This window comes from Thalassospira sp. MBR-102 (assembly GCF_040549275.1).
GTDB classification, from domain to species: domain Bacteria; phylum Pseudomonadota; class Alphaproteobacteria; order Rhodospirillales; family Thalassospiraceae; genus Thalassospira; species Thalassospira xiamenensis.
Map to the genome: position 1 here is coordinate 1 of NZ_JBEPTC010000017.1, position 12,845 is coordinate 12,845.

Annotated in this window: 12 protein-coding genes and 1 pseudogene; 7 read left to right on the forward strand and 6 right to left on the reverse strand. The window is 52.6% G+C overall.

From position 1 onward, the window contains the following. Positions 1–136: 136 nt before the first annotated feature. The 5 genes and pseudogenes from ABIE64_RS21245 to ABIE64_RS22675 all read right to left on the reverse strand — a co-directional run. On the reverse strand, positions 137–2,155 hold the full coding sequence (locus ABIE64_RS21245; RefSeq protein ID WP_354378541.1) for a ParB/RepB/Spo0J family partition protein: 2,019 nt from the start codon (positions 2,153–2,155) through the stop codon (positions 137–139). Positions 2,156–2,230: 75 nt separating this feature from the next. Beyond that, a complete protein-coding gene (locus ABIE64_RS21250) occupies positions 2,231–2,755 on the reverse strand; it encodes a thermonuclease family protein (RefSeq protein WP_354378542.1) in 525 nt (174 codons plus the stop codon). After that, the gene (locus tag ABIE64_RS21255) at positions 2,746–3,702 is read right to left on the reverse strand and encodes an ArdC family protein (RefSeq protein WP_354378543.1); all 957 of its coding nucleotides are present in this window, start codon (positions 3,700–3,702) and stop codon (positions 2,746–2,748) included. The genes ABIE64_RS21250 and ABIE64_RS21255 overlap by 10 nt, the downstream gene beginning before the upstream one ends. Positions 3,703–3,725: 23 nt before the next feature. After that, a complete protein-coding gene (locus ABIE64_RS21260) occupies positions 3,726–4,394 on the reverse strand; it encodes a DUF2285 domain-containing protein (protein ID WP_354378544.1) in 669 nt (222 codons plus the stop codon). Between the two features lie 106 nt (positions 4,395–4,500). Then, positions 4,501–4,626 (reverse strand): annotated as a pseudogene (locus tag ABIE64_RS22675) (transcriptional regulator domain-containing protein); the annotation flags it as partial. A 294-nt stretch (positions 4,627–4,920) separates the two neighbouring features. On the opposite strand from ABIE64_RS22675, the gene ABIE64_RS21265 reads away from it, so the two are divergent. The 3 genes from ABIE64_RS21265 (at position 4,921) to ABIE64_RS21275 (ending at position 7,300) form a co-directional block, all read left to right on the forward strand. Further along, entirely contained in the window at positions 4,921–5,802 is an 882-nt protein-coding gene (locus ABIE64_RS21265) for a helix-turn-helix transcriptional regulator (protein WP_354378545.1), read from the forward strand. A gap of 301 nt (positions 5,803–6,103) precedes the next feature. Then, on the forward strand, positions 6,104–6,403 hold the full coding sequence (locus ABIE64_RS21270; RefSeq protein ID WP_256376839.1) for an IclR family transcriptional regulator domain-containing protein: 300 nt from the start codon (positions 6,104–6,106) through the stop codon (positions 6,401–6,403). Positions 6,404–6,520: 117 nt separating this feature from the next. Beyond that, entirely contained in the window at positions 6,521–7,300 is a 780-nt protein-coding gene (locus ABIE64_RS21275; protein ID WP_354378546.1) for an IclR family transcriptional regulator, read from the forward strand. Positions 7,301–7,384: 84 nt separating this feature from the next. Here ABIE64_RS21275 and ABIE64_RS21280 read toward each other — a convergent pair whose 3' ends face one another. Continuing rightward, the gene (locus tag ABIE64_RS21280) at positions 7,385–8,794 is read right to left on the reverse strand and encodes an FAD-binding oxidoreductase (RefSeq protein ID WP_354378547.1); all 1,410 of its coding nucleotides are present in this window, start codon (positions 8,792–8,794) and stop codon (positions 7,385–7,387) included. Positions 8,795–9,006: 212 nt separating this feature from the next. Here ABIE64_RS21280 and ABIE64_RS21285 point away from each other — a divergent pair, with 212 nt between their 5' ends. The 4 genes from ABIE64_RS21285 (at position 9,007) to ABIE64_RS21300 (ending at position 12,844) form a co-directional block, all read left to right on the forward strand. Next, positions 9,007–10,014 (forward strand): TRAP transporter substrate-binding protein, encoded by a 1,008-nt coding sequence (locus ABIE64_RS21285; RefSeq protein ID WP_085595655.1) that lies wholly within the window; start codon positions 9,007–9,009, stop codon positions 10,012–10,014. A 132-nt stretch (positions 10,015–10,146) separates the two neighbouring features. Beyond that, on the forward strand, positions 10,147–10,629 hold the full coding sequence (locus tag ABIE64_RS21290; RefSeq protein WP_085595653.1) for a TRAP transporter small permease: 483 nt from the start codon (positions 10,147–10,149) through the stop codon (positions 10,627–10,629). Continuing rightward, positions 10,626–11,909, forward strand: coding sequence for a TRAP transporter large permease (locus ABIE64_RS21295; RefSeq protein ID WP_085595651.1), 1,284 nt, complete (start codon positions 10,626–10,628; stop codon positions 11,907–11,909). The genes ABIE64_RS21290 and ABIE64_RS21295 overlap by 4 nt, the downstream gene beginning before the upstream one ends. A 23-nt stretch (positions 11,910–11,932) precedes the next feature. Then, entirely contained in the window at positions 11,933–12,844 is a 912-nt protein-coding gene (locus ABIE64_RS21300) for an acetaldehyde dehydrogenase (acetylating) (RefSeq protein WP_085595649.1), read from the forward strand. Position 12,845: the final 1 nt, after the last annotated feature.

The following is a 12,845-nucleotide window of genomic DNA, read 5'->3' on the forward strand; positions in this document are numbered from 1 at the left end:
CGCTCTGCGCACCATGAACTGGTGGTGGCCACCACCAGTTCAAACAAAAGAGGCAGAAGGATCATAACAAATCCTTCTGCCTCTCAATGTATAAGGCCCGATCCAGAGCGGACCGGGCCAGAAGGCAGAGACGGGATTATTCGGCGGCTTTCGCCGCCAGTTCCGAAGACACTTCAGCTAGTTCGCCCTCGATAACCGATTGCAGTTCCGGCGTTCGTAACGGCTCGGGCACCCAGCCGGTATCGATCAGCAATTGCTCGGCCTCGCGCACCATGTCACCCTTCTTGAGGTGATCGATCCGTTGGGCAGCGTCCGCGCCCAGCGCCTCAACGACCGCCTCGAGAATGCGGTTCTTCGGCACCCGCGAGAGGTAATTGTCCGCGGTCGGTTTCCAGCCGGATGCTGCCATGTCGAGCTTAAGCACATCGGCAAGGATATCGGCATGGCGGACGGCATCGCTGTGACGGTTCCAGGGTTCAGACACCGCATAGAGGGTCAGCGAGACGCAATGGGCAAACAGTGCCATGCGGCTGTCCATGTCCATTTCGCACAGCGCCGCCCAGAGATGGTCGGGATCATCCGGCATCTGCCGTTCCCAATTCTCATGACGTGCAGCGATATCGCTTGCCGCCGGGCTGTCATTGAGATCGGGCGGTTGAACCGAAAATCCGCTGCTTTTAAGCGTGATCTGCAAACAACTGCCCGAACCAAAGTGATAGAAGCTCTGCAGGACCAGAACATGCAAGGCTGCCAGAAAGGCGGTATCGGGATCGCCTGCCAGAGCATTGCGCAAAGCCAGTGTCCGATAGGCCGTGAGTTCGAGAACCAGCCGGTCCGACAGCGGTTTGACACGCCGCTCATTCGGTTCGTCTGCCCCGTCTATGTCCGTATCGGGGGCATTCCCAGCATCATTATCTTCGTCACCGGCCTGCGGATCGTCGGATTGATCAGGATCGACTGTATCGTCATCCTGCTCCTGATCTTCCGGCTTCACGAACCCGCGCTCGATCCGCACACTGCCATCAGACTCAAGACTGATAAACACACCGGCCTTGGCGATATCATCCGGAGCATAAAGGACCGCTCGATTATCGAAGGCTTCAAGTTCAGCCTCGATTTCCCCGAGACGTTTATCCACTTCCTCGGGCAGGTCTTCATCCTGATCGACAAAATAGCGCTCTTCGATCCCGGCCAGTTCGTTTCGCAACGCGTCCTGCTGGGCCGTTTCCTCGTCTGACAGTGGTTCGACCTCGCCGCTGATCCGTTCCAGATCGATGGTATGGCCATAGGGGAAATCGACCGCGACCTCGATCCATTTCCAGCCTTCCTCGGCAATCGTATCACGCTCGGCCTCAAGACCGGTTGCGACCAGCTTTTCCAGCAAGGCCATATCCTGCAACCAGCCTTCATCGACCTGCGAGAACAGGTCGCGCATGACGACACCCCCGGCGGCCTCATAGGCTTCGATACCGACAAAGCGCACACGTTTGTCGGTAACCCGCACCGTATCTTCCGTCAGCAAACGGCGGATATAATAGGGTTCCTGGTTGTAGGCCTGCCGGACGGTATCCCAGACCTGTTCCTGACGTGCTTGATCGTCGGTCACGCTAAAGACCATCAGCTGTTCGAGCGTCAGCTCCTCCTCGGCATAGAGGTCGAGCAGTTTTGGCGATACGGATGCCAGTTTCAGCCTTTGGCGGACAATCTTCGCCGTTACAAAGAAGCGCGCGGCAATATCCTCGACGCTCAGGCCCTTGTCGCTCAGGGTCTGAAACGCCCGGAACTGATCGAGCGGATGCAGATTGATCCGCTGGACATTTTCGGCCAGGGAATCTTCTTCAAGCAACCCTTCTTCGCGAATGACACACGGGATTGCTGCGTTCTTTGCCAGCCGTTTTTGTTTCACGAGACATTCCAGCGCTCGGTAGCGCCGCCCACCGGCCTGGACCTCGTACCGGTCGGTTTCCTGGTCGTTATCATCCATAACCGGCCGGACGTTGAGAGATTGCAGCAAGGTCCGCCGGGCAATGTCTTCGGCCAGTTCGTCAATCGAGATTCCGGCACGGACATGCCGGACATTGCGTTCGCTCATCACCAGTTTGTCAAACGGGATATCCTGCGAACGGGACAGGGAGATTTTCTTGCGATTGGTCATATCGGTTCTCCATGACGGACCGGGAAAAGCCTTCTTTTCCCAACCGGGCCCGTCACAAAGCCCCGACCTGTTCTTTCACTCTTTTCCTGTTTGAAGGGTCCGCCAGTCTCGCGGCCGGTCAAAACCGCCCGACCAGATCCCCTGGCCAAGGAACTTCGCGGTGCGCTCCACTGCGGTGTAATTGTAAAGCCGGTTGGCATCCGGATCGGCAACCGCCCAGCCGTTTTTAACCAGCCATTCGGCCAGATCGTCGGCCCCGGCATGGCATATTGCGATCAGGCGATCATAGGCATCACGGTGATCGCCCTGCCAGACTTCGCAGACGACCTCCCTGCCCCGCAGTAAACCGGACAATGCGTCTATCGCCTGCTGACCGCAAGGCCATGCCGTGCCATCCGGTTTGCGGCACATCTGGTTGGCCTCCACCGCATCGATCCCATAGAGACGATAACGGGTATCACTGATCCGCAGGGTGTCGGCATCGATCACTTCCGTTGGCCCTCTATGCCGGTCCGTCTCAAACAGTGGTGCGATGGCGAGCCCTCCGGCGATCAGGGCAATGGTGACGACGGCATATTTGAGAGAGACGATCATGCGCATGATGCCACCTCCTTTGATCCGGCTTCGGTTTTGGGATTAAGCCCCGCCAGCAGATAATCAGCAGATTTTGACGCTTTGCTGGCCGCACGCACGATGGTGCGATTATCCTCGCGCAGAACCTGAAGCCATGAGGCGAGATAATCGGCATGCTGGACGGTTGGAACGATACCGAGTGAAGCACAGAGGAAAGCCGCTGACATTTCTGCGACCAATTCCTCGAAAGCATATTTTTTTGATCCGAACGATCCGCTTTGATCGCGGTTAAGGCGGGTTTTATGTCCGGTGGCATGGCTGCATTCGTGCAAGGCTGTGCGATGCCAGTTGATCGGCTCGAAATAGGCCTGGGGTGGCGGTACACGAACATAATCGTCCTCCGGACTGTAAAAAGCCCGACGTCCACCGATCCGAAAATCGATGCCCGATGCCCGGATCAGTTCCTCGGCCTTCGGCTCGATCAGGCTTGTATCGGGCGGGACGGATTGTGCGGTTATATCCTCCGGCAAACCGTCGCACTGGTCGAGATTGAAGACCGTGAAACGTTTGAGGAAGGGGATAGCCCGTGGGTCCTTGCTGGTATCCGGGGCGAACTGCCCTTTCTTCTTGCCCTCACCCGGGATGAAACGGCTGGCATAGACGACCGTGACGCCCCGTTCACCCTTGCGCACAGTGCCGCCAAGCTTGAGCGCCTGTCGGAAAGTCAGCCAGCTTTGCGATGAATACCCGGCCTCGAACACAGCCCCCCAGAGGATCAGGACATTGATGCCGGAATAGTTGCGTTCGGTCGCGGCATTTTGCGGCAATCCGAGAGAGGCGCTTGCCGAGGGACTTCCCCAGGGCTGAACCCAGGGAAAGGTTCCCTGTTCAAGTTGGGCGATGATTTTGTCGGTGATGTCCTGATAGAGGTTAGAGCGGGTATGTTTTCCCGTTTTGCGATTATAAGCTGTCATGGTATTTCTCCACGACAGGCCGGTCAAAAGCCTTTCTCTTGACCTGACAAACCTGTCGCAGAGGTGTTTGCCCACTCTGGCTCTTGACCGGCTGACCTCCTGCCTGACAGCCCGCTCCCGCCCTGCAGGATGTCGAGATACCCGCCGTGGACCAGCCTGTCGGCACCGCGCAGCAGGCGTTGCACACGGGTCCTCAGAAAACCCGCAGACCAGTCTTCGGAAACGGTTCGTTGGCCATAAAGCACTTCGGCGATTTCTCGATGGGATGCACCGGCCTGCCGCCCATCCCAGGCCTGAAGCATCATGCTCCAACGCGGTGCGCGTCGTTCGACCGGATACAGGGCGTTTGAAAATTTTCCGAAGCGATAAAATGCATGAAACCGTTGCAAGACGAGCGCCTGTTCTTTCAGGTGCTTCATACCGGAAATGATAAATCGCAAACGGACTGGTCCCTCGAGAAGGGTCCCTTTGGCAATCACTATTTGAAGGTGATGATATTGGTCGCTCAGCAGCAAGTGCTGACGATGGTTTTGCGCAACAAAAAGGGTAGATGCGGTGCCAAACCTGGAAATGTCGAATAAGTCGATTTCGTCCTTTAACTTGGTACGTAATGCATGTGCAACTAAAACGAAGGGATTGCTCTTCGGAGACCAGATAACAGTATCGGTCTTCCGGTCGGCAAAACATGACATGCCATGGGATCAATTTCTGATTGCAGCGTGATCGGACTATCCTTGACTTAAGCATCACGGGTTTATCGACGAGAAAAGCGCATTCCCCTAGATGACTGGAAAAGTCTCTATTCCTCTTAAGCCATTGCCATGCCCATCCGGCCCTGTCCAAAGCATGAAAGCCATCATAGGCAACGGGGTCCGTCCAATTACGGGGATGAATCTCTTGTGATTTTGCAGGCAAACCATTCATGTGGTGTGCCTCCTTCAATCAGCCACTGTGCAAAATGAAGATGCTTGATGGACGTAAAATACCGGCAAGCATTATCGATAAATATCGATAAGACTGGAGCATGATGCTTTCAGGATTCAGGCATCAATTACAAAATATGGTTGTAATCTGGGCTTATTTTGCATCTGGAACAACCAAACTTCAAAACCATCACATTTCGGCCATTTTGCACCGCAGAATGAATTTGCAACCAAAGGCTTTGGAAATGAGGGATCGGCCCGTAACTCGAAATCAACTCTCGCGGAGGATGTTGAAATGGTCGATACTGAAATTTGGGATTTTCGTTCAGCGGTTCCCACAAAACATCTAAAGTTTCTTCATCACAAATGTGTTGGAGATATATGCATATGCAGATGTAACATTGCAGCTTGTTCTGGGCTGAATATTGGAACCGCTCGGCCTTGCATTGTCGTGCATGAGGGAAATCCGTTTCTATTACAATACTATACTGTCGAGAGGAAGCACCTAATCAAAATACACTATGGGCATATTCATGTGAGCAATGCATATTCAATTGCTGAACTACAGTGGCCAACGTCACAAAAAATATTAGTTGTGGAAATGGGTCAAGAGTTTATTAAAAACAACCTTACCTCTGCTTTCTCAGAAGAGATTCCGCATCTACCATCGCGCTTAGCAATCCGCAATGACTGTCTTTTAGAAACACTGTTGCATATCGGCAAAGTAACATTGACGTCGAGTCCGCATAGTGACCTCTGCATTCAAATGCTAGGCACTTCTATAATATTTGAACTTTATAATTTGCTAGGTAAAACGAAGCAACGTAAACCATTAATGCAAAGAGGCGGGCTTGGCACCCATAGAAAGAGCTATATCAAAATTTATATCGAACAACATCTCACAGAAGATATACGCATTACTAACCTTGCCAACATAGTCAACCTTAGCACCGATCATTTCCGAAGGGCTTTCAAACAAAGTTTTGGCCTACCACCTTGGAAGTACATTATAGAAAGACGTATAAACATAGCAAAACAGATGCTGTTAAAGAGAGAACTATCAATCACCTGCATTGCCTTAACACTTCAATTTTCAAGTCATGCACATTTCACAGAAACCTTCCGCCAAATAACTGGCATTTCTCCTTCAATGTTTCGAAAAATAAACAAAAAATAGGGCCATATTCTCGCATATAATATATGTTAGAGCATTTTCCGATCACGCCAAATCATACCCGGCAGCAGCGAAATAATTTTGACAGTCTGAGGGTGTGATTTGGCGTGATCGGAAAATGCTCTAGCTGTGAGCTTTCAACAGGTTGTCCATTCGGGCCAGACCGATCGAACAGGAAATTATGTATGTCGTGCGTATCCCGGGCTATCGAACAAGTTACGGTGCCTCGGTCATCGGTCGGCGGGTACCGGCCCTGACAGCATCATCGGGCCGCGTGATCCTGAGCCGCTAGGACGAAGCAACAATCCATAAATGCGTAAATGAATGGCCGCTCAAACAATACACGCCCTGGACAACAATGGATCGCGGCCAAATCCTTGAAAACATCCTGACCGCCCGCGACAAAGGCTATTGCATGAGCCTGCGCCAGGTCCTGCCCGATGAAATCAACATCGCGGCCCCGATCTGCACAATGGATGGAACCCCCGTAGCGGCCATCCATTGTTCATTGCCAATTATTCGCTGGACCTTGGAACAAGCCGAAGCCGAAATCGTTCCACATATCGTCGAAACAGCCCGATCCATCTCCCCTCCCCGGCCATAGGGAGGGGCATTTTCATCGGATATATTTTATCCTTTAAAGAAACGGCTTCCTGTGATCACTGGATGTTTGCTTTCGCTGTTGATAGAAACGTCCATTATTGATTTGGAAATTGAGCACATGGCAGAAAAAATCAAACCGTCGAAAGATGGACATGAACCACAGGCTCAGCGCAGTCAGACGCTTGTGCGCGGGTTCCAGATTATTGACGCTGTTGCCGAACACCCCCGTAACATTCAGGAAATTGCTTCGGTCACAGGGCTGACCTATAGCACGGTGCATCGCATTGTTGCGGTGTTGCAGGAACAACGCTATCTCAAACCCGAAAAGTCGCGTGGCTTCACTTTAGGCCCGCGACTGATTGAGCTTGGTTTTACAGCCTATTCGCGGGTCGACCTTGTACAGGTGGCCCGACCATGGCTGGACGAATTATCCGGTCTGACGCATGACACAGTTCATCTGGCGCGCCGCGAAGGATGGGAAGTGACCTATCTTGACAAACTACCCGGTGCACGCCCGGTTGAAATCAGTTCGCGGGTCGGCGGCCGCAAACCGATTATTTCAACCGGTGTAGGAAAAGCACTGTTATTTGATGAACCGGAACTGGTTTTAAAACAGCTCTATGAGCAAGATGGCCATCTGTTACCAGACGGTATGTCGCAAAAGGACTGGCTGGCCATGATGGCCTCCTACCGGGCGGGGGGGTATAGCTATGATCTGGGCGAAGATGCCCCCTCCATTCGCTGCGTCGCGGCCCCTTTGCGCGATGCAACCGGCAAAATCATTGCCGCAGTGTCGGTTTCATCGACCATGGAATATATGTCTCCGGCACGTATGACGGATCTGATACCGCTGGTTCAGCGCATCGCCAAATCGATTTCGCACGAGCTTGGTGCATAAGCAACACCCCGTTGCACTTTCCCCCAAAAGCCGCCACCATAGCGCGGCGGCTTTTTAGAACAAACACGTCAAAAGAGCTCGTCCTTATGAAAGAACCTTCCCCGGGTTTAGAATTCCCTTCGGGTCAAAACTCTGTTTGAGAAGGCGCAGGGTTGCAAGCTCGGTTTCCGAACGGCTATAGGAAAGCCAGGGTTTTTTATGCAAACCAATGCCATGTTCTGCCGAGACCGATCCGCCGTAGCGACGAATAATCTCGTAGACCGTTCTTTCAATATTCTCGCCCGTCGGATCACATGGGTCACATTTCGCAATGGAGCCTGCCACCAGATGAATATTGCTATCCCCCGCATGACCAAAAAAGATCACCGGTAATTCGGGGAAAGTCTGTGCCAAAGCCGCACGAATTTCATTAACACATTCACCGATGCGCGACAGTGGCACAGAAACATCAAAGCTGATCGCCGGGGCGCGCCGTGACAGAATTTCAGAGACGCCATCACGTAGCGACCAGAAGGTTTCAATTTCACGGTGAGACTGGGCAATTGCCGCATCGGAAATAATACCTTCTTCAAATGCTGTTTCCAACATCGCTTCAAACACAGATTTTTCACCCTCCGGGTCAGCGCCCTGCATATCGATCAGTGCATAAAGCGGATAATCTGTAGCCAAGGGCGGTTTCTGGCCGGTTTCATCAATAACGGCCTGATAATAATCATTCCACATAAGTTCAAACGCGGTCAGGCGGCTCGATAACATGCGCTGGGCATGGCTGATCAAGCCAATGGCGGCGTCGAAATCGGGCAGCGCAACCAGTGCCGTATTAGCACCACATATACCGGGATGCAGCCTGATTACAGCGCGCGTGATAACACCCAGCGTTCCTTCCGATCCAATGAACAAATGCTTGAGATCAAGGGCAGCGTTGTTTTTCGGCATCCGGTTCATCATTGGCAAAATCGTGCCATCTGCAAGCACGACTTCCAGCCCCAGAACAAGATCACGCGTCATACCGTAACGGATGACACGGTTACCACCAGCATTGGTCGAGATATTCCCCCCAATCTGGCAGGAGCCCCGCGCACCAAGATCAAGGGCGAAGTAAAACCCCGCATTCTGTGCCGCATCCTGAATACGCTGCAAGATACACCCAGCCCCTACGACCATCAGGCTCGAAGATGGGTCGATTTCCTCGATCTGATCCATTCGGGCCAAAGACAGCAACACCGCACCTTCCGACGGAACGGCCCCGCCCGCCAGGCCCGAAAGTCCGCCTTGCGGCACAACAGGAATGTTGTGCCGATGGCATAATCGCAGCACGGCAGATACAGCACCGGTGTCGCGCGGTGTGACCAGCGCGCAAGGTTTTCCGCCGCGCTCGGTACTCCAGTCATGCAGGGCGGACTCGGGGATGTCGTCGGCATGTCTAACACTGGTGCTTCCGACGATTTCCAAAAGTGCGGCATAGAAATCGTCTGGCAAAAATTCGGCTTGCATTGGTATCTCCGGGACGTGGACGGACCATATTTATTGATTAATTTATCACATAGTGAAAATAGATTTTAAAATTTGACAAGTAAACCCATTTTTACTAAGTTAATTAGCTCTGGAAAAGACAGAAGCTCCGAGCTTTGCTCGGAACTCAAAAAAGCAATTCGGGAAACACAAGGACGCCAAACCAGGTGCCTTGGTAAAAAGGGAGGACGACGATGTCGTTCAAGAAAACGGCGCAGATTATCCGCGCGACTACTGTTTCAGTTATGATATCGGGTGCATTTTTCGCAAGCCACGCACAAGCGGAACCGGAAATTCTGTTCCGGGCAGCCCATTCTTCTGCCCCGACATCGACCGGACACAAGGCATTTGAATTTCTTGATAAAGAACTGCGCGAAAAAACCAATGGTCGAATTGGATTGGAAATTTACCCCAATTCGCAACTTGGTGGTGAACGCGAAGCGATCGAGAATGTACAGTTGGGCAACATCGACCTGACCTTCGCATCATCAGCACCGGTCGCTTCTTTCGCCCCGGAATTCTTTGCTTTTGACATTCCCTTCCTGTTTAGCAATCGCCAACAGGCTTACGCAGTGCTGGACGGCGAAATCGGCACCGACATCATGAATTCGCTCAAAGACAAGGGCATTGTCGGCCTGGCATATTGGGAAAACGGTTTCCGCCAGCTGACCAACTCGAAAAAGGAAATCCGTACTCCGGATGACCTGGCGGGCATGAAAATGCGCACCATGGAAAACGAGGTCAATATTGCGACCTGGCGTGATGAAGGTGCGAACCCGGCACCGCTGGCATTTAACGAACTGTTCACGGCCCTGCAGCAGGGAATCTTCGATGCACAGGAAGGGCCGATCAACCTTTTCTATGACATGAAGTTCAACGAAGTTCAGAGTTTCATCACCAAAACCAATCACATTTATTCACCGTGGCCGCTTCTGGCAAGCCCGGACAAGCTGGCAACATTAAGTGCCGAAGACCGTGCAATTTTTGATGCAGCCGTCAAAGACGCAACTGCCTACCAACGCAAACTGGCACAGGAAGCGGACGACAAAGCCGAAGCGGCGATGACAAACGTGAAGTTCACCACCCTGACGCCCAAAGAACTGTCTTTGTTTGTCACAAAAGCGGCTCCGATTGCTGATCTCGTCAAAGAAAAAGCCGGTGCTGATCTTGTCGATCGCCTGCTTGCCGCGACCCAAAAGTAATCACCTGACAAAAGCAGGGCGTCGTTATGCGGCGCCCTACCCTTTTTCCAGTCCCTGTTTCAAAACCGCCAGATGGCGGATCGATCCACAGCAGTCACCCTGATCATTGATCGGCTGGCAAGGGAGGGATTTATGCTTAAACTTGTTGATGAGCATTTTGAAGAGGCCTTCACCGTAGCCCTGATGGCCATGATGACATTCCTCATCGGTATCCAGATTTTCATGCGCTATGTGATGGGGGCGTCTTTGTCCTGGTCGGAAGAACTGGCCCGGTATTTGTTTATCTGGATGACTTATACCGGTGTCGCTTACGCCATTCGTAAAAACGCGCACATTCGTGTGACCATGTTTGCCGATCTGTTACCTGCACAAGGGCAGATTTATTTGCGCATCCTCACACATGCCATTTTTGCCGCTTTTGTCTGTTACGCGATGTATCAAGGCTGGTTCCTGATCGAGAAAACCTTTCGTTTTGGTCAGAAATCCGCATCGCTTGGTATGCCAATGGCGTTTGTCTATCTTGCACCGTTTACCGGTTTTGTCATGGTGCTGGTGCGCCTGGCGCAATCCATCTTCTGCGCGGTACGCAACGGTACTGAAAGAGAGATGCAATGATCTCTCTCATTCTGTTCGGCCTGCTGGCTGTTCTTCTTTTTATCTCGGTTCCGATTGCAGTATCGCTTGGTGTTGCCTCAACTGTTGCACTGATTGTATCTGGCAAGGTTTCCGGCAGCTATGTGCCGCAGGTGCTGGTTACATCAATTGACAGTTTTCCATTGATGGCGGTCCCGTTCTTTATTCTTGCTGGCGATCTGATGGGACAAGGCGGATTGTCCCAGCGCCTGATCAATGTCGCACGCCTTTTATTTGGCCGCTATACCGGCGGCATGGCCATTATTGCGGTTGTAACGTGCATTTTCTTTGCCGCCATTTCCGGGTCTGGCCCGGCAACGGTGGCGGCTGTTGGCACCATTCTGCTGCCCGCAATGGCAAGAGACGGGTATAAAAAGGGCTTTTCAGCCGGGCTTATCGCATCTTCCGGGTCACTTGGTGTTATCATTCCCCCCTCTATTCCGATGGTCATTTATGCGACATCGGCCAACGTGTCGGTCTCAAAGCTGTTTATGGGGGGCGTACTTCCCGGGTTGCTGATTGGCCTCACACTGATCGCCTATGCGTGGTGGAAATCGCGCGCCGATGGACAAACCCCAAGCGATTATCATCCCTCCCGCAAGGAAATATTGGCAACCATCAACGATGCCAAATGGGCCTTGATGGTACCCGTGATCATTCTGGGCGGTATCTATGGCGGTATTTTCACCCCGACCGAGGCCGCGGCTGTCGGTGTCATCTATGGGCTATTTGTCGGGGCCTTTGTTTACCGGGAACTCAGCTTTAAAAAACTGTACCGGATATTCGCCGGATCAGTCCTGACATCGGCCACCATCATGCTGATCGTTGCAACGGCCACCATTTTTGGTCGCGCACTGGCAATCGAAGGCGTGCCCGTCATGCTCGCCAATGCCATTACATCCACCGTGGATCAAACATGGATTCTGTTACTGGCGATCAACGTTGTCTTGCTGGTCGTTGGCACCTTCATGGAAACGATTGCTGCCATCATTATTCTGACGCCGATTTTATTGCCGCTGGTGACAGCGCTAGGTGTCAGTGCCGAGCATTTCGGGATCATGATGATCATTAACCTTGCCATTGGCATGGTTACACCCCCCGTCGGGGTGAACCTGTTTGTCGCAGCACGTGTCGCGGATCTGACCCTGGAAACCGTGATCAAGGGGGCAATCATACCGACACTGCTCATGATCATGGTTTTGATGATCGTAACCTACATACCGGCCCTCACGTTGGCACTGCCTGCCTTCTTTGGAATGTAACTTGATATTAAAGGATATGTAAAATGACGAAGAAATTGCGGGCCGTCATCATAGGGCCAGGCAATATCGGCACCGATCTTCTGATGAAAATGAACCGGTCCGACTGGGTTGAGCCTGTCTGGATGGTCGGGATCGATCCGGCATCAGAAGGGCTTAAACGGGCAGCCGAAATGGGCATTAAAACCTGCGCAACCGGTGTTGACGGGGTTCTTGAACATGTCATCGCCGACGACATTCGGGTCGCCTTCGATGCGACGTCGGCCTACGTTCATGCAGAAAATTCGCGCAAGTTGAACGCGCTTGGCGTGATCATGGTGGATCTCACACCCGCCGCGATTGGCCCATTCTGCATTCCGTCGGTTAACCTTGCCGACCATGCCAAAAGCAAGGAAATGAACGTCAATATGGTGACCTGCGGCGGTCAAGCCACCATCCCGATGGTTGCGGCTGTTTCACGCGTGCAGCCAATTGATTATGGCGAAATCGTTGCGGCTGTGTCATCGCGGTCCATCGGCCCCGGTACCCGTAAAAACATTGATGAATTCACCGCGACGACGGCGGCAGCAATCGAGAAAGTCGGTGGGGCCAAGCGCGGCAAGGCGATTATTATCGTCAATCCGGCAGAACCCCCGCTTTTGATGCGTGATACGGTGCATGTGCTGACAAAAAGCGCGCCCGATCATGCTGCAATCATCGCCAGTGTCAATGCGATGGTGGTCGAAGTTCAAAAATATGTCCCGGGATACAAACTGGTGAACGGGCCGGTTTTCGACGGTAACCGGGTATCGATCTATCTCGAGGTCGAAGGACTGGGCGACTTCTTGCCGAAATATGCGGGCAATTTGGACATCATGACGGCCGCCGCCCTTCGGACAGCCGAACTTTTTGCTGAACAGGCCGATTGCGGTGCGTTCACATTGCCAGAACGTGGCTGAG

Bases quoted from the DNA above. Each gene is read 5' to 3' on its own strand.
- ABIE64_RS21245 (WP_354378541.1), bottom strand. From the start codon at position 2,155: ATGACCAATCGCAAGAAAATCTCCCTGTCCCGTTCGCAGGATATCCCG.
- ABIE64_RS21250 (WP_354378542.1), bottom strand. From the start codon at position 2,755: ATGCGCATGATCGTCTCTCTCAAATATGCCGTCGTCACCATTGCCCTG.
- ABIE64_RS21255 (WP_354378543.1), bottom strand. From the start codon at position 3,702: ATGACAGCTTATAATCGCAAAACGGGAAAACATACCCGCTCTAACCTC.
- ABIE64_RS21260 (WP_354378544.1), bottom strand. From the start codon at position 4,394: ATGTCATGTTTTGCCGACCGGAAGACCGATACTGTTATCTGGTCTCCG.
- ABIE64_RS21265 (WP_354378545.1), top strand. From the start codon at position 4,921: ATGGTCGATACTGAAATTTGGGATTTTCGTTCAGCGGTTCCCACAAAA.
- ABIE64_RS21275 (WP_354378546.1), top strand. From the start codon at position 6,521: ATGGCAGAAAAAATCAAACCGTCGAAAGATGGACATGAACCACAGGCT.
- ABIE64_RS21280 (WP_354378547.1), bottom strand. From the start codon at position 8,794: ATGCAAGCCGAATTTTTGCCAGACGATTTCTATGCCGCACTTTTGGAA.
- ABIE64_RS21285 (WP_085595655.1), top strand. From the start codon at position 9,007: ATGTCGTTCAAGAAAACGGCGCAGATTATCCGCGCGACTACTGTTTCA.
- ABIE64_RS21290 (WP_085595653.1), top strand. From the start codon at position 10,147: ATGCTTAAACTTGTTGATGAGCATTTTGAAGAGGCCTTCACCGTAGCC.
- ABIE64_RS21295 (WP_085595651.1), top strand. From the start codon at position 10,626: ATGATCTCTCTCATTCTGTTCGGCCTGCTGGCTGTTCTTCTTTTTATC.
- ABIE64_RS21300 (WP_085595649.1), top strand. From the start codon at position 11,933: ATGACGAAGAAATTGCGGGCCGTCATCATAGGGCCAGGCAATATCGGC.